The organism is Bdellovibrio sp. (genome assembly GCF_047637665.1).
Taxonomy (GTDB): domain Bacteria; phylum Bdellovibrionota; class Bdellovibrionia; order Bdellovibrionales; family Bdellovibrionaceae; genus Bdellovibrio.
Genome location: NZ_JBLJBT010000022.1, coordinates 1 through 18,793 on the forward strand (window position 1 = coordinate 1; position 18,793 = coordinate 18,793).

At 46.3% G+C, this 18,793-nt stretch carries 18 protein-coding genes; 13 read left to right on the plus strand and 5 right to left on the minus strand.

Annotated elements, in window-relative coordinates:
• Nucleotides 1-78: 78 nt before the first annotated feature.
• Both ACM64D_RS07195 and ACM64D_RS07200 read right to left on the minus strand, forming a co-directional pair.
• A complete protein-coding gene (locus ACM64D_RS07195; RefSeq protein ID WP_415062559.1) occupies nucleotides 79-957 on the minus strand; it encodes a transketolase C-terminal domain-containing protein in 879 nt (292 codons plus the stop codon).
• 5 nt (nucleotides 958-962) lie between these two features.
• A complete protein-coding gene (locus ACM64D_RS07200) occupies nucleotides 963-1,718 on the minus strand; it encodes a 1-deoxy-D-xylulose-5-phosphate synthase N-terminal domain-containing protein (protein WP_415062521.1) in 756 nt (251 codons plus the stop codon).
• Between the two features lie 318 nt (nucleotides 1,719-2,036).
• Here ACM64D_RS07200 and ACM64D_RS07205 point away from each other — a divergent pair, with 318 nt between their 5' ends.
• The 9 genes from ACM64D_RS07205 to ACM64D_RS07245 all read left to right on the plus strand — a co-directional run bounded on the left by ACM64D_RS07205 (nucleotide 2,037) and on the right by ACM64D_RS07245 (nucleotide 11,391).
• Nucleotides 2,037-2,816 carry a TIGR02147 family protein gene (locus ACM64D_RS07205; protein ID WP_415062522.1) on the plus strand — a complete coding sequence of 260 codons (780 nt, stop codon included), beginning with the start codon at nucleotides 2,037-2,039 and terminating at the stop codon, nucleotides 2,814-2,816.
• Complete coding sequence (locus ACM64D_RS07210) at nucleotides 2,817-3,848, plus strand: hypothetical protein (RefSeq protein ID WP_415062523.1); 1,032 nt, start codon at nucleotides 2,817-2,819, stop codon at nucleotides 3,846-3,848.
• 216 nt (nucleotides 3,849-4,064) lie between these two features.
• Nucleotides 4,065-5,420, plus strand: coding sequence for a hypothetical protein (locus tag ACM64D_RS07215; RefSeq protein WP_415062524.1), 1,356 nt, complete (start codon nucleotides 4,065-4,067; stop codon nucleotides 5,418-5,420).
• A 111-nt stretch (nucleotides 5,421-5,531) separates the two neighbouring features.
• Nucleotides 5,532-7,727 carry a hypothetical protein gene (locus ACM64D_RS07220; RefSeq protein ID WP_415062525.1) on the plus strand — a complete coding sequence of 732 codons (2,196 nt, stop codon included), beginning with the start codon at nucleotides 5,532-5,534 and terminating at the stop codon, nucleotides 7,725-7,727.
• Between the two features lie 165 nt (nucleotides 7,728-7,892).
• Nucleotides 7,893-9,617, plus strand: coding sequence for a hypothetical protein (locus tag ACM64D_RS07225; protein WP_415062526.1), 1,725 nt, complete (start codon nucleotides 7,893-7,895; stop codon nucleotides 9,615-9,617).
• Nucleotides 9,604-9,798, plus strand: a complete 195-nt coding sequence (locus ACM64D_RS07230; protein WP_415062527.1) for a hypothetical protein — start codon at nucleotides 9,604-9,606, stop codon at nucleotides 9,796-9,798. The genes ACM64D_RS07225 and ACM64D_RS07230 overlap by 14 nt, the downstream gene beginning before the upstream one ends.
• Nucleotides 9,789-10,187, plus strand: coding sequence for a hypothetical protein (locus ACM64D_RS07235; protein ID WP_415062528.1), 399 nt, complete (start codon nucleotides 9,789-9,791; stop codon nucleotides 10,185-10,187). Before ACM64D_RS07230 ends, ACM64D_RS07235 begins: the two co-directional genes overlap by 10 nt.
• A gap of 245 nt (nucleotides 10,188-10,432) precedes the next feature.
• Nucleotides 10,433-10,963, plus strand: coding sequence for a hypothetical protein (locus tag ACM64D_RS07240; protein ID WP_415062529.1), 531 nt, complete (start codon nucleotides 10,433-10,435; stop codon nucleotides 10,961-10,963).
• A 23-nt stretch (nucleotides 10,964-10,986) separates the two neighbouring features.
• Nucleotides 10,987-11,391, plus strand: a complete 405-nt coding sequence (locus ACM64D_RS07245; protein ID WP_415062530.1) for a hypothetical protein — start codon at nucleotides 10,987-10,989, stop codon at nucleotides 11,389-11,391.
• Nucleotides 11,392-11,435: 44 nt separating this feature from the next.
• Here ACM64D_RS07245 and ACM64D_RS07250 read toward each other — a convergent pair whose 3' ends face one another.
• A complete protein-coding gene (locus ACM64D_RS07250; RefSeq protein WP_415062531.1) occupies nucleotides 11,436-13,139 on the minus strand; it encodes an alpha/beta hydrolase in 1,704 nt (567 codons plus the stop codon).
• Nucleotides 13,140-13,359: 220 nt separating this feature from the next.
• Between ACM64D_RS07250 and ACM64D_RS07255 the strand changes: the two genes are divergently transcribed.
• The 4 genes from ACM64D_RS07255 (at nucleotide 13,360) to ACM64D_RS07270 (ending at nucleotide 17,392) form a co-directional block, all read left to right on the plus strand.
• The gene (locus tag ACM64D_RS07255; protein WP_415062532.1) at nucleotides 13,360-14,793 is read left to right on the plus strand and encodes a type II secretion system protein; all 1,434 of its coding nucleotides are present in this window, start codon (nucleotides 13,360-13,362) and stop codon (nucleotides 14,791-14,793) included.
• Nucleotides 14,794-14,849: 56 nt separating this feature from the next.
• Nucleotides 14,850-15,431 carry an ADP-ribosyltransferase domain-containing protein gene (locus ACM64D_RS07260; protein WP_415062533.1) on the plus strand — a complete coding sequence of 194 codons (582 nt, stop codon included), beginning with the start codon at nucleotides 14,850-14,852 and terminating at the stop codon, nucleotides 15,429-15,431.
• A 96-nt stretch (nucleotides 15,432-15,527) separates the two neighbouring features.
• Nucleotides 15,528-16,703, plus strand: a complete 1,176-nt coding sequence (locus ACM64D_RS07265; protein WP_415062534.1) for a sensor histidine kinase — start codon at nucleotides 15,528-15,530, stop codon at nucleotides 16,701-16,703.
• 20 nt (nucleotides 16,704-16,723) lie between these two features.
• Nucleotides 16,724-17,392: a hypothetical protein gene (locus ACM64D_RS07270; RefSeq protein ID WP_415062535.1), complete on the plus strand. Its 669-nt coding sequence runs from the start codon at nucleotides 16,724-16,726 to the stop codon at nucleotides 17,390-17,392.
• Nucleotides 17,393-17,395: 3 nt separating this feature from the next.
• Here ACM64D_RS07270 and ACM64D_RS07275 read toward each other — a convergent pair whose 3' ends face one another.
• Together ACM64D_RS07275 and ACM64D_RS07280 are read right to left on the minus strand one after the other, a co-directional pair.
• Entirely contained in the window at nucleotides 17,396-18,295 is a 900-nt protein-coding gene (locus ACM64D_RS07275; protein WP_415062536.1) for a hypothetical protein, read from the minus strand.
• Nucleotides 18,295-18,762 carry a hypothetical protein gene (locus ACM64D_RS07280; protein WP_415062537.1) on the minus strand — a complete coding sequence of 156 codons (468 nt, stop codon included), beginning with the start codon at nucleotides 18,760-18,762 and terminating at the stop codon, nucleotides 18,295-18,297. The genes ACM64D_RS07275 and ACM64D_RS07280 overlap by 1 nt, the downstream gene beginning before the upstream one ends.
• Nucleotides 18,763-18,793 lie beyond the last annotated feature (31 nt).

Sequence of the window (18,793 nt, forward strand, 5' to 3'; positions counted from 1 at the left end):
CCGTGAGCTCCCGTCACTAAAATGTGACGATGACGAAGAGTCTGAGCTTTTTCAATAAGATATTGGGGGTAGGGAAACTCAGTCTTTGTCATGCACTCTATTTTTCATAGAGACGATGTGACTCGCAATACTTTTTTTATCAAGTCCCTGCATTTTCAAAAGAGCGTCCCGAGATCCTGCGGTGTTGCTTTTACTTAAAGTGAGAGAGCGGATATTTTTGCGAGAGCCGTCCAATTGAGATTTTATTTGGGAGGAAAGGCTTCCTGGCTCTTGATGCTCCTCAATAAACAACAAACGACCGGTCTTTGCAAAATGTTGATTTATCTTTTCTAGATCCACAGGCCATTTTCCAATACAGAACGTCTGTACGCCGGTCTCTTGATGGGCCGCCTCCAGAGCTAGATCCACCATGGGGCCAACCGTCACGACAGTGAGTTTGTCGCCTTGAGAGAAGGCGCGCAGAGGTTCAAAACTATTTTTGCCCGTGGCCGCGTTATTTGTAAGGCGCAGATATTGAGGTCCAGCATTTTGGGTCAAAAGGGTGAGGACTTCTGGCACTTCCTGATCCCGGGCCGGAATCCACGAGGTCCAGGTCGGCCACAAACTGACCAAACCCAGATCGTCGATACTGTGATGAGTGGTTCCCATCAGTCCGTACCCAAGGCCTCCGCCATTGCCAATGATTCTTAAAGAGTCCTCTGGTCCAAAATACAACTTTAAAACTTCCGCGCAACGCCACAGAGTGAAGGAGCTGATGCCGTAAATAAAAACCTCAAAGCCCTCAGCACAAAGTCCTTTGGCAACTAAGGCGGCATTTTGTTCCGAGACGCCGACGTTAAGAACTCTCTGAGGAAAGACCTTCATAAGATCCAAGGCTTCGGGATACCCCAAATCACAAAGCAGAAGAACACTGTTGGATTTATTTTTGAAGTGGTTTTCTAACCACGAAAAAAACATCTTTTTCAAGGAAGGCCTACTTTGTTCGGCCACTTGTAGTGAGCTTCAATGGGAGAAAACAGATTTTCCAGGCCTTGGTTTTTTTGAGTAGAGAAAATAAAAAAACGAGGTTTTTCAGTAGAGACAGTATTAAAATCTATTTTTGTAAGATCATGCCCTTCTTGGTGGTGCACGTCCCACCCCAGATGTTCCAGGGTCGTCGGTAAATGATGAAGCGGAAAAATATCTGAGGAATTTCCCAAGGCTTGAACCTGATTGTGATCAAAAAGTACGGTGAGGTTCTTAAGCTGGTGGCGTGCGGCGAAATGCAAAGATTCCCAGCTCGAGCCCTCGTTAAGATCTCCTTCCGAAACCAAGGCATAGACGTGACTCAAGTCGTTTTTCATTCTTTTTGCCAGCGCCACGCCACAACCGAGTCCGATGCCATAACCTAGACTTCCAGAACCAAATCCCCACCAAGGATGCTTTTGCGGGGGGTGAAAAGGGGGATGTGCTCCATAGAGACTGCCATCGCGACAGCTCTCCTGCAGATCCTGATCCGATAAGAGTCCTTTTTTATTGAGGATCAAATAGAGAAGACTCGCCGCATGGCCTTTAGAGAGAATAAAGTGATCTTCCTCTTTAAGGGGTCCCCAGAATAAAGAGGTCAAGATATCCAACGAAGAAAGGCAAGAGCCCAGATGGCTGAGACCTCGTTCAGAATGGTAAGCAAGCAGCTCATTTTTTAACTCATCCTGAATGGACTTCACATTGGCGGTCATGAAATTATTTTAGACGAAGAAAATTGGGTAGGCTAGTCGAGATCGCATTCGATGGTTTAGCCCAGGGACATTGTGGGAGATATGGAAGCACTCGGCCGCCTTTGGTGGTTCTGAATAAAATTTGCAGTGAGGCCAACTGGACTTTTTGGAGTGGCTCGATAAGCCGCCGACATGTGGAAAAATATTCCAATATGTTCGTGCCTCAAAGTGCTCCCATTTTTCATAAATAGGGGAGCAGATCGCCCAGCTTCTAAGTCATAAACAAATGACAAACTTGAAATCCTCATCTATACCGGCACCACTTGCGTTAGGGTAATAATGAAAAGCCATAAAATTCTGGAACAAATTATACTCGAAAAAAGGAAGAGCAATCCACGATTGTCGTTAAGATCAATTGCACTTAAGATGGAGATCTCTTCCGGGCGACTGTCCGAGATCTTGAGTGGAAAAAGACGTCTCACGGAGTACTATCTGAGCAAGGCCTGCACGGCCTTGAAGTTGCCGCCCCAGCGGGTGGAGCAGATACGAAGGGCTTACCTATCTGAGGAAACTACAAAGAAAAGCACTCGAGGATACGGAAAACACTTATCTGAAGCCGAAATCGAAAAGCTTTCAACCTGGAAGCCTGGCGCTATCATGAGTTTTCTGGAGACAACCAAATATCAAGAGTGTCGAAGTGAGAATCTTGATGCGGATAAGCAAACTCTTTTTATTGCCAATACGATGGGCCTCTCGGCTCAAGAAACGTCTTCTTTGTTGGAGATACTTAACGGTGCTAATCTAATTCGTTGGGAAGATGGACTTTGGTGTCCCATATATAATCAGACGACAACTGGTTATGATGTCCCAAATAGGTATATTCAAGCCGGTCATTCTCAAGACCTTTTGTTGGCCCAGCAAAAGCTTTTTAGTGTCGATATTGAAAAAAGAGATTTCAGTAGTATTACTATTGCCTTGAATCCAAAGGATATCCCAAAGGCAAAAAAGTTAATCCGCGACTTTAGGCGCTCCTTGACGTCGCTTTTAGAGAAGGGTGAAAAGAGAGATGTGTATCAACTCTCAATTCAACTATTTCCCATCAGTGAAACTGGAGAGTAAATGATACGTCTGTTGATAATATGTGTTCTTTTAGTTCTCACCTCAAAAACGTATGCTGTGCCGATTGTTTCAGGGCATGAGCGTGGCAATGGAGGACTTCAGCTTCAGTGCTCTGAAGAAAGCTCGTATGGCTCAGGTATAGTTTCGCTTGATAGGGCAGAGGGATATCTTCGTGATGGACGTTCTCCCGCCAAGTCTCTTTTTGCTTACACAGACGAAAACGATATTGTTAGGTATATTCTGGCAAAGTTGGAAAAGGTAAATCCGACAAGAGCGGGGGTATATCGGCGACTGTTTGAGGAACTCCTGGAGCGCAGAATATTTGTTGAAGATCTCGTGATTGCGCCTACCAATGACGGCGACGTTGTTCTGCAGCCACCTCATTGTCATCTCATTCAAGGCTCAGTATTTATAAGCAGCGTTGTACAGGAGAATGTATCTTATGTTTTTGATAAGGCTTCCTGGGAGCGGACTAGTGCGCTGGATCGCGCTTACTTGATCATGCACGAACTCATTTATCGAGAAGCTTTGTTGCCGGAGAATGCCCACCAGAATTCAGCGGCGGCTCGCAATCTTAATAGCTGGCTTTTCAGCAAAGTTGATGACTTGGAACAGAATGGTTGGAATGAGCAACTTGCGCAGAATAGCTTTAGCTATGGCGACTATAATGGCATTGCCATACAATTGGTTTACACCCAGGCATTGTCGCGTAAAAGAGGTCCTGCTCCTGTAAAGTACTACCCATCTGGGGCGCTTCATAAGGCCGTTCTTTATTCTAGCTTTGTATTAAAGAACACCTCATCAGCACCGTTCATTCGACAGTGCAAACCCGCAGCCCACACTCTTACATTTGATAGCTACGTCGAGTTCTATCCTTCGGGAGAAATAAAGAGACTTGTTTTTTCTGAACCACTTTTTAAATTCCCTGGATGTGATCTTTATCTGGGTAAATATAACGATCTGACTTTTTCCCAGAGCGGAGAAGTTGTACGTGTGGATCGTGTGTTTCCGCCTTTCTTCGATTCTTTTTAGAGCGTCCTTTTTGCGAGGTCGCTCTTGCTGTAACGTCTAATTTCAACTCAAGGCGCTCCCACATCTTAATCAGGGAGCGTTTTATCTGTGTAGGTACTTGAGCAGAACTTTCATCCTGTCGATAGGTTATTACTGGTGTTTGCGCCAGAAGTTTAAGGGGGGATGATGCTTTCTCTAAAAGGAAACATAAGCTCTAGATATTTTTTCTCGGGGCTGATGGTAATTATTCTCATTTTTGGATTTCAGAACTGTGGTCCGCAGCAGTTGCAATTTTCCGAGGTCGAGAGTCAAGTGGATCTGAGCTCTAGCGCCCCCCCACAGACAGAGAAAAAATCATGTTCCTTTAATGGCAGTGAGGTAAAGAGTGGCACGAGTGTCACAAGCTATTTAGTCTCTACTGTTTCCTTTGGAGAGTCCTGTCGTTCTCAGGTCCGTCATTGTGTCGATGGTGCCCTCTCTGGCAGCTACGAATATGCAAGTTGCAGCGTCGGGCAGCCGGCGTCTTGTTTGTTTGACGGAAAGACTATTCCGCATGGGCAAAGTGTTTCTGCGTATTTGAGTTCCAGTGTTGCTTTTGGCCAAAGTTGCACAATGCAGTCGAGAACTTGCGACAACGGAGTGCTGTCTGGAAGCTATACATATCCCGGCTGTTCGGTGGGGCAGGCCGCAGCTTGTGTGTTTGACGGTAAAACGGTTCCTCACGGTGGGAGTATTGTGGGCTATGCAAGTTCATCTGTGGCCTATGGGCAAAGTTGTAACGCGCAAACCAGAACTTGCAGCAATGGAGCTTTGTCGGGAACATATCCTTACGGTTCATGCAGTCCGGGGCAGCCGACCTCTTGTTTGATTGGGGGCAAGACGGTTCCTCATGGATCCAGCATTGTTACATACGCTGCGAATGTCGTTCCCGTGGGGACAAGTTGTCAAAGTGAATCTCGATTCTGCAATAACGGGCAACTAAGTGGCTCCTATACAAACACCACATGTTCTGTGGTTCCTGTTTGCGGCTCTTCAAATGGAATCGTGTCCTTTACTTATCCGGAGGCATCAACTCTTTGTCGTTTTGGTGTTGCTTCGGGCGTGTCTGGAGCGGGTACACATGAGGCGCCTTGGCGTTGGAATTGTACTTACGGTGGCGTGCAACACTCTTGCTCTCAGGTCCCGTGTTCGAAGATTTCAGTGAGAGTTCGATCTACGAGCGATGAGTCTGTGAGTAACCCATTCCTATCAATACCTTTTAATGGAATGTCATTTAAAATGAATGGACAGGCCGTTATTGTGGGAGGCGGAGCAACTCCGTCTATTTCCGAGGCTGGTATCACGACCTATACACATCTAGTGTCTATTTTTAATGGAGCGATTAGTGAAATTACGGGAAGTAAGGCGGAGATGATTTTGGGCGGAATCTTTACGTGGAAATCCGCAGGAACTGGAATTTCTCTTTCTGGGAATGATATGATTATTCAAGGTAAAAATCAAAAGGTGTCCTTCCAAGCCGGTGGATTTTGGTCGCTCTCTCCTACTAGTGGAGTCAGTGGAGGATTTGCCACGGATGTTGTCTGTAAAGAGTAGTTGTCGATTGTTCGGAGTTGGATTTTTGGGGGGGTATCGATGCCGGTGGGGTTGTTGATTGTAGCCTTAGTGCCAATTTTGTTATTCCAAAATTGTGGACGATTTCAAACTATGGCAGATGTCGCTTCTCAATCGGAGGCTGGGGTTGACTTTTGTGGTGCCGGCGGAACGGGCTGCGGCACAGAAACTCTTGCCAGTCAGTCTTGTCAATTTGGCGGACAGAGTCTGGCAGAAGGTCAAAGTGTTACGGCCTTTTTGAATTCCTCCGGCTCTTGTGTTTCAGAGCAGAGAGTCTGCGTGAGCGGTATTCTTTCCGGAAGTTATCAATATTCATCGTGTGATTCTGGTGCTGAGCGGTCGTGTCTCTTTAATGGAAAAACGATTGCAAGTGGTGAAGAGGTTGTTGCGTACTTAAAGTCGACAGTTCCGAATGGGGAGACTTGTAAGTCTGAATCCAGAAGTTGCCAAAAAGGGGTCTTGAGCGGTTCTTTTGAATATTCCTCTTGCGAGATCAATACATATCGTTCCTGTCTTTTTAATGGGATCACGGTACCCCATGGTCAGGCGATTGCCGCTTATTTAAGTTCTTCGGGAACGTGTCAGCCCCAGACTCGAACCTGCCTCAACGGAGCGCTCACCGGAGTCGGAGACTATGCTAGTTGCGTCGCCGTCGCCGCGGCACCGTCCTCGTGCCTTTTTGCAGGAAGAACCGTGAACTCTGGGGAATCCGTCGTTGCTTATGCGACGAGTGTGGTGGCTAGTGGAATTCCCTGCCAGTCGCAAGTTAGAACTTGTAACAACGGAGTTTTGAGCGGCAGTTGGCAGTTCTCAAGTTGCACAGTAGAACAACCCGCATCTTGTCTTTTAAACGGGCAAACCATTCCGCATGGTGGCTCGCAAGTACTTTATTTGAACTCCGTTGCTGATTCGTCTGGACGTTGTCCCACAGAAACGCGGGTTTGTACAAATGGAACGCTTTCAGGTTCTGCGAAATACTCGAGCTGCACTCAAAAAATCGTGTATGGCCCGAAAGACAATGGAAAGTACTTTGCTCACTTTTTGGTGGAAGCAAGTCAAACCGCAGAAATCAACGGATATGTGAACACCATGGTTGTGGCTGCGGATGAGGCCAGTTTGAAAGTTGCCGCTGATAAGAATTTTAGTGCGATCGCAGTGGTATCTTCGGCATTCTTTTATAAAGATCCCCAGACGGGAAAATTTGGGATGTATGCGGATTACAAAGAGCGTTGGGCTAAAATGGTACCGGCTCTTCTGAAATATAAATCAAAGGTCGTCGGACTTTATCCTTTGGATGAGCCTTACTGGCATGCGGTCAATACAGGCGTCTCTGTCGATACGATGTATAACTACTTAGTCACCGCGGCAGATTTGGTAAAAAAAGATTTTCCTGAGATTGCGGTCATTTATAACGAAGCATATCCAATGATAAGTAGCGATCTTCGTCTGCCTCCGAATTATGATATTTACAGTTTCGATTGTTATGATGGTTGGGACCTTTGCGGTTATCCTGTGCCTCAGCGGCCTCAGCATGTGCGACAGCCTTACATGAATATGTACAATTTGTTAAAAACGAAGGTGAATGCGCTGAACAGTGCGGATGGCGGCAAACGTAAAATGTTAATTCTTCCGCCGGCGTCTATTTATACGGATAGCAAGGGAAATATGGGGATGAGCGAAGTGCAACTTCGCCAAATCACTGACAGCTTTATGAATCTCGCTGCGACCGACCCGATGGTGTGGGGCGTGGTGACTTTCCTTTGGAACTCAATCGATGAGGCGGGAGGTCGCTGGTTGGGGTTGAGAGATTTAAGTCTTGAGACTCGACTTAAATTTAAATACTTCCATCAGCAATATACCGGCACTGATTCGAGAATTTCTCCGGTTGCTGTGACCGCGGGATCGACGGCCAGAGATTCTTCGATTGCTCAGTTTACGGATGGAAATCTTAAAACAGCCTGGAACAGTGGCAAACCTGTCGGAACTGATTCTTGGATTCAGGTGGATCTGGGTAAGAACCACTACGTTCATGAGATTTATTTAGCCGTCGCCCAGTTGCCTAATGGCGAGACCACACATGAAATTTGGGCAGGGCCCACAAGCAGCGAGTCCAGTATGGTGAAGCTGCATGTTTTTTCGCAGAATACGTCAGACGGGCAGATACTTTACCTGGCGAATTCGACTCTGCATGCAAGATCGGATATTCGCTATATCAAAATTAAAACGACGAAGTCACCATCGTGGGTGGCTTGGCAGGAGATTTTGATTCATGGAGTTCCTGCGCGCTAGAGATTTTTAAGGTCGAAGAGCGCGGCTCTCAAGTGGGCTGGCGCCTCCTCCCGCTCCCTAAGGAAAATACATATTTGGGAGCATTTTCTCTTTGAGTTTCTTCAAGAGAGCCCTTCAGTGATCCGAAAAGTCTATATGTTCGTGTGTTTTTGGAAGGAGTTTTGGATGAAGAGGCACAAATCATCGGTTGTTTTCATACTCTCATTGCTCCTGTTAAAGTCTCAAATGGTGGTCGCAAGCCCTGATTCCTTGTCTTACCAGGGAAAGATCGCTAAAGCTGATGGGACCCCTTTGGAGTATTCCGGTGTTTCCTTCATATTTGAGATAACATCGCATGACGGCGCCTGCGTTCTTTTCAGAGAACAGCGTAGTGGTATTAATATGGCCAATTCCAAGGGTGTTTTCGATGTGCCCATTGGTTTGGGGACGAGGTCTTTTCCGACATCAGGAACATATAAGTTTTCAGATGTGTTTAACAACTCCATTTCGCATGCTTGCGACGGAGGAGGGAATTATTCTCCAGCAGTCTCTGCAGAGCGACGATTGCGTGTGCAGTTTTGGGACGGGAAGGGCTGGCAGTTAATTTCTCCAGACAATGTGATCAGGTCTGTGCCTTTTGCGGTGCAAGCGACAAATACCGTGAAATTTGCGGATAAATCTTTATCCGAGTTCGTTCTTAAATCTATTATTCCCAGTTGTGATGCCAATGAGTTCTTAACTTGGGATGGAATGAATTTTACTTGTCTACCTGGGACGGCAGGCAGTGGAAGTCAGCTTCAAGGTCGTGCTGTTTCATCGGCGGCGCCAACAAGCAATCAGGTTTTGAAATGGAATGGGACCGCGTGGGCACCGGCAAATGATGAAGAGGGCAGTGGCGGTGGTAGTGGTGGAGTGAGCAGCGTGGATCTATCGGTGCCGTCAATAATGTCTGTGAGTGGGGGCCCCGTGACCTCCAGTGGGACGTTATCGGTATCGTTGAATGCCCAAAGTGCAGCCACTGTGTTTGCGGCTCCAGCAGGAGCAAGTGGTGTACCGAGTTTTCGTCCTTTGAACATCAGTGATATTAGATCGAATTTGGTCGCTCAAGGATTTTTAGATATTACTCAAGTCTGTTCCGCAGGAAAGGCCTTAGTCTATGTTTCCGCCACGGATCAGATTTCTTGCCAGAGTATTTCGATCGGTGGCACTGCCGGTGGAGATCTTGATGGATCGTATCCCTCACCCAGTGTGGTGAAACTACAAGGACGTGCGATTTCGAACGTCGCGCCCACAAACGATCAAGTATTAAAGTGGAACGGTTCTGCCTGGGCTCCAGCAGCCGATCAAAGCAATTCTGGAACAGTGACCAGCGTGAATATCTCAGTGCCTTCATTTATGTCTGTGTCTGGGGGGCCAGTGACTTCCAGTGGTACTTTAGCGGTGGCAATGAATTCTCAGTCGGCGGGTTTAATTTTAGCTTCCCCAGCGGGCGCCGCGGGGGCTCCAAGCTTTCGCTCTTTGGCGTCGACGGATATTCCTGATTTGGATGTCAGCAAACTGATCAGTGGTGTTTTGCCGTTGGATCGCGGGGGAACTGGAAGCAGCACGGGGTCTATCTCTGGAACGGGGCCATTGGTTTTTGCCGCTGGAGGAGTGAATCAGAATGTCACATTGACTCCCAGTGGAACCGGATATGTGATCCTGAATAACAACGTCGGAATCGGAGTCAGCGCACCGGTCGCCAAATTGGAAGTTTCAGGTGAAATCAAACCCGGCAACACAGGCAGTGCATGTTCGTCGGCCACTGAAGGACATCAACGTTACAATCAGACATCTAAAGTCATGGAATTCTGCGATGGCAGTAATTGGCTTTCTATGTCTGGCGGAGGGGATTCTCTTGAGTGGTATTAAGGTCGCCTTATGCGGATTCATTCTTCTGTCGGTCGGATGTGTAAGCCGGCAGACGGGAGCAGAAAATCAAAGAGTCACTTTAACTGAATTCCCTGAACAGCAGCTCGAGTTTGTAGATTTTTATAAAAAAACACAGCACGAGTTGCCATCGGGAGAGTTTGTGGAGGTTTTATGGTACTAAAAAGAATATTATTTCTAAGTCTTGGCTTCTTCCTTTTTCCTTTAGCATCGCAGGCAATGACGCCTCAAAAATATTGCGAGTCTCTGGCCGCAACAAGTTGTGAGGTTTTGAATATGGATGTCCTGCCAGTAGCAATGGCTACAAGGGGTAGCCCTAGTGGCTCTGAATCGTTAGTGCAACAATCTTCACACCTTCTTATTAAGTATTGCCGCAATCAAAAGTTTCGTATGGCTTTTTACGATTACTCCACAATATACCTATCTCAGGGGTTTGTACCAAACTATGATGCGGCCGGAGCCAAAGTCAGTCTAACAAGGGCTAAAAATGGCGGCGTAGACACGATATCAGTCGAACTTTCCAGCGCGGGACTTTGCGGGATTATGCCGTAATGGTCTGAAGAGCGATTTTAAATTTAGTGGATTTGACGTTGTAAGGAATTGATTTGCAACTGCTCCCAATTTAGAAAAACAGGGAGAAAAATATTTTTCAACCAAGACACTGACAGCAAAAATTGTAATTCGAATTTTAAATAAACAGCAAAAATTTATAGCGACGATTTAAGTAGAGAATGATGCTGGAATAATCCTCGCAACGACTTTCATTAGAACAAACATCCAAAAAAATGGAGGATCTAATGAAACGAAAATCGTTACTATCACTTTCCGTACTTCTTGCGTCTTTTCTAACGATGAGCACAAGTTACGCTTATTATACATGGAGAGACTATAAAAGTATCGTAACCACCAAAGCGGCCATGGAGCCAGCCCGAGCCAGCAAGATCACGGGTGGTGGAGAAAATTACGAGATCTTTGGTGTTCGACTGGCTGATATGCCTATGGAAGACTACAAATTCGGCAAATTGAGTTTGCATCTTCTATTGGAAGAGCGTTTGGGACGAGGGGCCCAAGTCTCTATCTCTTTTGTTTTTCCGGACGAAACTTCAGAATCGCAAAGAAGAATGCTTGCAGAGACTCTTAGAGAATCCCTTAAGAACCACAGTGCTATGGCAAGACCTATTCCCGTGGGCTTCTTTAAGTATGGTGATTTGCCAGGGCAAATTCAGGACAATGTGGATCAATTGACAGTTGTGTTGAAAAGCGGAATATCTGATCAGGAAGTTTCGGCTCTCTTTTCCGAACTTTATGAGAAATTTAAATATAAATAAATCAATGAAGCAGGAGTTGTAATATGAAAAATAAGCTATTACTTTTTGTTTTGACCTTTATCGGAGTTTCTTCCGCGCAGGCGGGTATGCAGGATATCAAGTGCTTTCTGGCGACGGCCCAGAAAGTATACGATGAGCCTCGTATTGTGGTTTTGAATAAGAAGTCCGAGACCTCTTTGCAAGCGGACTTTTCGGCGGAAATATCTATTGGTAATCAACGGATTGAAGCCTCGGCTGTGGCCATCAAATCTTCTGATAGTTCTTTAACTCCGGCTTTGGTGGATCTTGAGTTGAGTGTGAAGGACTCCAGCGGAAAGGAAACTCTGCGCCTTCGTTCAAATGCTCAGATTGTCACGGATTCTCCGATCTCGGCGCTTTTGTCTGCGGAAGTGCCAGGAAATCTTCTTAAAGTGGGATGTTACCTCTAAATCTTGTTAGTGCCCTTGCCGAATTGGCGAGGGCACTTTCTTTCTTAGCGACATTCTTGATATAAATAAGCCAGCATACCGTCTGTCGTTTCCTCATTACCTAAATGCGTAAGTTGTTCCGGTCGTGGATTCATAAGGGGTTGTTGAGTCGGGCTGTTGAGGTAGAACTCTGTGAGGAGAACTTTGGGTTTGAGCGCCCTTATGTTGGCAGCCATTCTTAGGGCCTGATCAATAGGAACCAGATTGTCAAATATCTGATGCGCTATCAGAACTTTCTCCGTATTAAGATTGGCGACTTGATGCGCCGGTGAAGCTCCCATCTGAGTACCCTCATCAAAGCCGAAGATTGATTTCACGATGTACTGGGTTGGGGGATAACTCGTATTTTTTGCGGCAGAGACTAGATCTGTTGGGCCGAAGAGGCTAATGGCACATTTCAATTTTACGGGAGTGTCGGGGCGTGAAGCTTGCACCAGGGCCAGGTGTCCTCCTGCGGAGCCTCCTGCAATCGATATTTTGTTGGGATCGCCGTTAAATTGGACGATGGCGGTCTTTACAAAGCTGACAAGTGCGTTGACGTCGTCGGAACCAATTCTGTAAGAAGATGCGGGAGCCAAGGTTTGTGGAAAGACCCCCGCGGGGCTTGGTGCCAGGGTGTAATTCGCATTGATGACGAAGAATCCTAGGCGAGCCATTTTTTCCGCCGTCGCAGAATCAAGGTCCTTGTTGCCGCCGGCCCAACCTCCACCGTGAAGCCAGATCACCACGGGGATATTTTTCTTTGAGGCGTAGTCAGTGGGATAAAGAAGATCGAATTTGACGTTTCCGTTTTTACCAGGATAGTCCAGATCTTTTGCTATAGAAAATTGCTGATTCGGAAGTCGATTGGTGATCATGATCGCGCTGGATCGGGATGACGGTGGAAGAGATTCGTTGAGCAATCCTCTGGCGCTTCCCATCGTAATGCTGATTTGCAAAGGACCTGTTCCTGTGCAGTGGGATATGGTGACAATTCGTTGTGTTGACGAAGATCCAGAGACTCCTTTGCGACAACCTGTCGCCCCCGGGCCATAGAGCATGACATGTTTTGATTCAAGGGTGATCGCAGAGGTTCCGGTGAAGTTGATGGGAAATTTGAATTCAACGAGTGAGTCTCCCGAATGGCGATTCGGAATTCCGATATAGACGTTGCTCTTGGGAATTTCACAGATAAATATTCCATCCTTCCAGCAAGATGTTAAAAAGCTTACGTAGTTGTTGACGAGGTCGTAGGTAGGAACACAGGTGTTAAATAGTGGAGTAAAAGACTCCCCGCACACGAGGCAGCTTCCCCAGCGACTTCCAGTCCAGGTTTGCGTCCCAATCGCGTTATCTTTGAAGCAGGCCTTCGTGTTGGCAACACAACGGTTGTTCTCAGTATGCTGGCCAGACTCGCAACTGTTTTTTTGAGTTTGGTTTGATAAATCGTTGGGATCGTTTGAATCGGAAGAGGAACCAGAATTAAAGGCTGAAGTTGAAGATGGGTCCAAACTATAGAAACCAGGAGTTGGGTCTGTAGCAGGAGGGGGTGTTGCCTCAAAAGGCGTTGTGCTCTCGGGAGTTGTCTCAGACGTTGAACTGAAAGAGTTAGAATTAAGGCTTTCAAAGCCACCTTGCGAACAGTTTTGAAATGGAAAAAAGAGGAGCAAGAGACCTGCTATGACATAGGAAGGTCGTTTGTGATGACTGGTTCGGAAAGGCTTGGTCATTGATCCCCCTTTTTTTATTGGACGTTAGATCTTCTCGGCAAAAGAAGTCAGAACTTGTAGAGGGCGGAGTCGTACATGTTCGAGTAGGATCAAAAGTGCTCCCCGAATTAGAGTGAGGGGGGAGCACTTGTTTTGGAATCAGAGGGAATAATGTTTATATATATCACCACAAGACCGATGAATAGAAAGGGTGAGTGAAATTTAGCTTAAGGATATTGGTATGGCTTTTAGAAAGAACATGAATAGCGAAGGCTTCGGTTTGGTTGAAGTCCTGGTTGCCTTAGGCATTGTGGGGGTGGCGAGTGCCGCCATCTTGAGTCTGTTGGTAGGACTGAGTGGGCACATGCGATCTGCCGACAGCAAAGCCTCAGAGCTGGTTCTTGCTAACGAGATCAGTCAAGTGGTCAGTGAAGAAGAAAGATGCACCAGAGCGGTGATTGAAGCCGGAGAACAAAAAATAGATATTACAAAGCCATTTAAGATAAAGCTCAAACTTCCTGCCAGCGGTGACCTCTATGAGGGGGTTAAATTTGGATCGAACTTAGAAGTTAAAGAATTTTTTATTGATTCGTTTGAACCGATGGCAACAGACGTGGCCGGTAAAGAGAGAGTTGTCGGGGTGATGTGGTTAAAGACAAATGACAGCGCCGCTGGAGGAATACTGAGGAAACGCAGAAGTCTTGGCACTATTAGCCTTATATATGAAAGAGCAAATAAAAATATATTAAGCTGCTTTTCGCATTATATGGATCCTGGCGTGAGCTGTAAAAGTCTTGGTCTTAATTGGAACAGCGAAAACAAAACTTGCCGACAACCTGCAAACGTATCCTGTGAGGATATTGGTGGGGCGTGGGTAAATGGTAAGTGCGTTATCAGTCATCTTAGTAACAATGTCAGTATTATCGGTAAGTCTTGCAGTGGTGCCAATATCGCATTGGTCGGCTTTGATGGAGGGGGAAATCCTATTTGCAAGACTTTAACTGCCAGCGCCGGTGAGGGCAGTGGATTGGGAGGAGGAACTTCGTCGGCCTCTTCGGCTGATACGGGGGTTGCTGGCTGCCGAGGAGGAAATACAAATGTTCCTTCTCCAGATGGAACAAACCAATGTTATTTTGAGTGGGGTTCTGTATCTGCCGGGATGGCAATTTCTGTCGGAGGTCCTTATTTGAGTGCAAGTAGTGGGGGTCTTGGCAAAGCCACTTGTAAAGGAAATGACAAATGGGATTACCAATACGCTTGCCCCAGTTTAGATGCCCAAGGCAAGACCACTAAAACGATCTGTCAGGGTGGGTATCAGACCGGGAAGTCTCCCGATGGATCCAACACCTGCAGCTTTCAATGGGGTCAGGGCACGGAGGGGCAGTCTATTAATATTAAGGGAACGAATGGTGGGACCGGCTCAGGACATTGTCTTCCTGGCGTGGGTTGGGAGTTCAGTGTTCAATGTCCTAGTAAAGTAGCCGCTCAGGCGGACTGCCCGGGAGGCGGGCTTTCTTATGGGAAGTGCTATTTTACCTGGGATCAAACTCCAGCCGGCCAGTCTCCACGAAACATGAGAGATATCTCTGGGCGTGGAGCGACCGCTACAGGAATTATTTGTAAAAACGGTAGCTGGGATACCTCAGGACATAAGGTAAGTGGTTCCTGCAATTAGATGAGTCCATGGTTCGGGTTGGGCTGCGAACGGGAATTATATTTTTTGGAGATGCTATGAAGCTTCAAGCAAAAATCCTGGTGTTGATGGCAACAATTGTGGGACTAGGCTCTTTCGCGTTGGCGACGGCCCATGAGGAAGAGTATCTAAAAAAACGCTGCGGCAATACCTGTATAGATCAGATGGACTACTATAAACCGGAGTCCCCTTTGTCGCTAGCGGAACAGTTTGTTGTTCAAGCATATACGCGATCAAATAAAGTTGAAGACGATATCATTTTTCGATCTGCTCTGAATAAAATTCCAGACACGAAAATCAGGGGCTTCCGTGGAGGAAGTGCCACTTGGCTGAATATCAAAGAGGTCGGACAGGTTGTTAAAGTTAAATATTTCACTGGCATTTCCGCAGATAAGGAAATTGCTATAAACTTTGTAAAGGATCAACTTCTGGTAATTAAAGCTGTCACAGCGAAAGACATTTCAGGATATTCTGCCCTGAACGAGAAAGAACTTATTCTTCGTCCAGGGACAGTTCTTAGAGTGGACAAGATCGCGACCACGAAAGTTAATTTTTACACAGATGGCAAGAACGATATTCGTGAAGTTCGTCTTATCGAGTTAACTGAATTGCCACAGTAACCCCACGTACCAAATTAGGCACTGTCCAAACGATCGACATCTAAAATGAGGTGAGTTCGAGCCAGGGGCGGAGTGAGCTTTGCTTTACTCTGAAGTATGAATAAATCGCATCTCAAATCGAATAAAACCATTCCCTATTTATGGGGAGGCCTATTTTTGGGTCTCTCTTTGGTTGTGGCTTTAATGAGTTTTTTCTATGAGATTCATAGTGCCAGATCCGCGGTAGAACAGTATGTCGGGATCTGGGAGGACGATATTGCACGGGCTAAGATCTTCCAGGGGGATCCCACTTTGCAAAATAAGATTTTGCAGCAGCTCAAACAAGTCCATAAGGCTGTGGGCACCACCGAGGTTCAGACTCCCGAAAAACTGCAGTGTTTTTTCTCAACAGACGTGCCCCTGACTTATAACTCTCTTCCCGCCGGGAGTGTTCGAGTTTGTTTTAGCGGAGCAGAGCTATTTTGGAAGTCCCTTTTTTCTCCCGTGTTCATGGTGGGTGTTTTATTGGGGATGATCTTTCTGGGAGTTGGAGTTCGTCGCGAATTCTTGAGTCATCTTCACGAGCAAAAATTAGAGGCGGAGCTGGCTTTAAATAAAGAACTTTCAGCCATGTCCCGTCAGGTTGCTCACGATATCCGTGGCCCGTTGACGGCTCTGACGACTTTAAGTCAATTGTCTCATGAAATGAGTTTAGAAAAGAAAGAGCTTTTAGAATTGGCCGTGGCTCGCATTCGTGGCATCGCCGAAGACCTTTTGACAAAAGGGAAGAAGGAAAAATCTCTAGAGATATCATCCGGCAAAACACAAGGACCAGACCTTTCTGGGGTGATGATTTCATTATTGAAGGAGTATCGGTTTTCTCACCCTCGTGTCGAATTTGCATGGCATAATCATATCTCTTCTCAAAAGGCGCTGGTTTCTATGGACTCATTGAAGATTCAAAGAGTCGTCAGCAATTTGATTAATAATTCAATCGAAGCGCTTCCGGAAGAGGAAGCCTCTATCAACGTCACCTTGATGGAACGACATGAACACTGGCTTTTACAGATTATGGACAATGGTTGTGGCATTCCTGAAGAGGTCTTACCGCGTTTGACTCAAGAGGGAATGAGTTATGGTAAAGATCACGGCCATGGTTTGGGCCTTTTTGACGCTCGCAAGACGATTGAAGCCATCGGTGGAGAACTGCAAATTCGCTCTCGACAGGGGGTCGGAACTCAAGTGGTCTTGTTGTTCCCCAAAATAAGCGAAAATCTTTCTCAGATTTCCTAAATATCTGGCATGCTCAAGGGATGTACACATCCTGGAAAGCTCTTGCCGTCAATAACGAATCAGAAATTCAAAGCTCTTCTCGCCTGAAGAAAGTCCTATGGGCTAAAGATGGAATGTTGTTGCCGGTCATCATTATGTTCATGTTAGCGTCTCTTCTTTCATTGTTCTTAGGGGGATTTTTTTTCTACCTCTCCGTGACTCACTACTTAGGATGGGGGGCGGGTTTGGGGACGACGCTGGTGATGATTGTGATGGCCATCTTATTTGCAGTGGGAGCTCGTCTTTTTCACAGGGAAAGAAAAATGGATCTTATCCGCAACTATCTTTTGCGACCTCAGGATTTTGAGTTTGTGACGGGAACCTTGGAGTCGTTCTCTTACTCTTATGACTCTGGTGGAGGTGTGCATCGGGGGCGAATTCTTGTGAAAGGGATGGCTCGGGATTCTTTGGGGAATGAACTCTTGGCGCTTGAACAGTTTTCTTCTCGCGTGTGGCCTTTTACAACGGGCGAATTAGATCAGCAGATTCAAGAGGGGGATGATTGGTACTCTTTGAAAGGGAAACGTCAGACTTTACCCATCAAAGCTTACTTCTTGTGTGAAAAGAGAAATCCTCGAGTCGCAGCCTTGGTGGGGATTGATAAACACTTTATTGAAAAAGCTTTAAAAAGTGCCGAGATACCTTTTTAGAAATCAATCTTCAAACTTGATCCCAAGAACCTTGTCGATAGTTTTCTCGTAAATATCTCTTTTGCGGGCCTTGGGAGCTTCTTTCTTTTTGGGAACTCCGGCCGAAAGAGGTAAAGAAAGATAAAGATCTTGTTCTTTCTCTGCAGTCAAAATTTCCACCTTGAATTCAAGATCTTTGCAGAGGGCTATGAGCACCAAGGGTTGTGCAAGAATTTCGGACGGGGTGATTTGCAATTCGCTGACGTTCAAAGTTGTAATTTTAGTCTTCAGCTTATTTTCGTCAGGATTTTCAATATTGGTGATGGCGCAAGGAAAAGTTAGTAAAGTGGGGCTGTGAGGTTCAACCGAGGCACGAGATTCGACCTGAGCGGGAGTGGGCGTCGACTTTTTGAAAATCATTTCTTCCACTAAGAGCCCCCAAGGGTTTTCCAGAGTCCGCTCCGCACTCACTAAAGAGATCTCGAGCGTAACCGAAAGATCGCTTTTTAAACGCTCTTCCGTGATCTGCAAACTTAACACTCCTTCATAATGATTTTGAGATGTCCTCTTGAGTGAAATCAATTTGCCAAGTTGGGACAGATTTTTTTGCTGGATTTTCTCTCGCAGTCTTCTCACTTCACGCAGTCGTTCTTCTCTTAGGCGTGGATCCATAAGGAAGGCCAAGGACGTCTGAGACTGCCAAAAATTATTGGAGTCATAGTTGAAGTAGCGTTCCAGATACTGGCGCAGAAAGGTCGTCTTTTCCATTTCCCCCAGTAGTGTATTTTGTAAGGTGTCTTTTCCCACATCCATTGTCACCGCGACGACGCGGGGATTGTTTTTAAGGCGCCAATACAGAAAACTGACAGTGAAGGCCCAAAGAAGACTCAGAACCAACAAGGCGGAGAGAACCTTGGTCTTCATTATTCACTCTTTTCCAGGGGTAATATCTCCATCATACGATCACGATGATATCTTTTGTTGGGACCATCTGGCACCCATTGGTCAATTTCATAAAGTTTGATGCGCGCTTTTCCGCCATGAAAATACTTTTTATCTGCAGAGCGAATCTCTTCCTTCAGCAAGGTCGAGGGACGGTTTTGAAATAGATCCAACTCCGCTTTGAGTTTCTCGTTTTCAAGTCGCATCACCTCAAGATCTCTCTCATCACTAAAGTAATAGTTGGCAGCGACGGCAGAAACCACGCCCAGGATTCCGCCCCAATAAAGAGCATGCAACTCAGGACGCTCGTCGTTGGGAGCCGTTCCCGCTCCGATCGCAGCACCGATGCCGATGCCGACCGCCGTCGTGGCTAAGCGGCTCTTTTGGTTGGTCGCGCAAGAGACAGAGAAGAAGAAGCAAAGACAAGAAAGCAAACTCACTGTTTTCATGTACACAAGTTTAGGTTTAAAGCCTTATGGA

What these genes read in the sequence shown, in the direction of transcription:
- ACM64D_RS07265 (WP_415062534.1), top strand. Translation starts at nt 15,528, where the DNA reads ATGAATAAATCGCATCTCAAATCGAATAAAACCATTCCCTATTTATGG.
- ACM64D_RS07220 (WP_415062525.1), top strand. Translation starts at nt 5,532, where the DNA reads ATGGCAGATGTCGCTTCTCAATCGGAGGCTGGGGTTGACTTTTGTGGT.
- ACM64D_RS07210 (WP_415062523.1), top strand. Translation starts at nt 2,817, where the DNA reads ATGATACGTCTGTTGATAATATGTGTTCTTTTAGTTCTCACCTCAAAA.
- ACM64D_RS07245 (WP_415062530.1), top strand. Translation starts at nt 10,987, where the DNA reads ATGAAAAATAAGCTATTACTTTTTGTTTTGACCTTTATCGGAGTTTCT.
- ACM64D_RS07250 (WP_415062531.1), bottom strand. Translation starts at nt 13,139, where the DNA reads ATGACCAAGCCTTTCCGAACCAGTCATCACAAACGACCTTCCTATGTC.
- ACM64D_RS07270 (WP_415062535.1), top strand. Translation starts at nt 16,724, where the DNA reads ATGTACACATCCTGGAAAGCTCTTGCCGTCAATAACGAATCAGAAATT.
- ACM64D_RS07255 (WP_415062532.1), top strand. Translation starts at nt 13,360, where the DNA reads ATGGCTTTTAGAAAGAACATGAATAGCGAAGGCTTCGGTTTGGTTGAA.
- ACM64D_RS07225 (WP_415062526.1), top strand. Translation starts at nt 7,893, where the DNA reads ATGAAGAGGCACAAATCATCGGTTGTTTTCATACTCTCATTGCTCCTG.
- ACM64D_RS07195 (WP_415062559.1), bottom strand. Translation starts at nt 957, where the DNA reads ATGTTTTTTTCGTGGTTAGAAAACCACTTCAAAAATAAATCCAACAGT.
- ACM64D_RS07235 (WP_415062528.1), top strand. Translation starts at nt 9,789, where the DNA reads ATGGTACTAAAAAGAATATTATTTCTAAGTCTTGGCTTCTTCCTTTTT.
- ACM64D_RS07240 (WP_415062529.1), top strand. Translation starts at nt 10,433, where the DNA reads ATGAAACGAAAATCGTTACTATCACTTTCCGTACTTCTTGCGTCTTTT.
- ACM64D_RS07260 (WP_415062533.1), top strand. Translation starts at nt 14,850, where the DNA reads ATGAAGCTTCAAGCAAAAATCCTGGTGTTGATGGCAACAATTGTGGGA.
- ACM64D_RS07275 (WP_415062536.1), bottom strand. Translation starts at nt 18,295, where the DNA reads ATGAAGACCAAGGTTCTCTCCGCCTTGTTGGTTCTGAGTCTTCTTTGG.
- ACM64D_RS07215 (WP_415062524.1), top strand. Translation starts at nt 4,065, where the DNA reads ATGGTAATTATTCTCATTTTTGGATTTCAGAACTGTGGTCCGCAGCAG.
- ACM64D_RS07200 (WP_415062521.1), bottom strand. Translation starts at nt 1,718, where the DNA reads ATGACCGCCAATGTGAAGTCCATTCAGGATGAGTTAAAAAATGAGCTG.
- ACM64D_RS07280 (WP_415062537.1), bottom strand. Translation starts at nt 18,762, where the DNA reads ATGAAAACAGTGAGTTTGCTTTCTTGTCTTTGCTTCTTCTTCTCTGTC.
- ACM64D_RS07205 (WP_415062522.1), top strand. Translation starts at nt 2,037, where the DNA reads ATGAAAAGCCATAAAATTCTGGAACAAATTATACTCGAAAAAAGGAAG.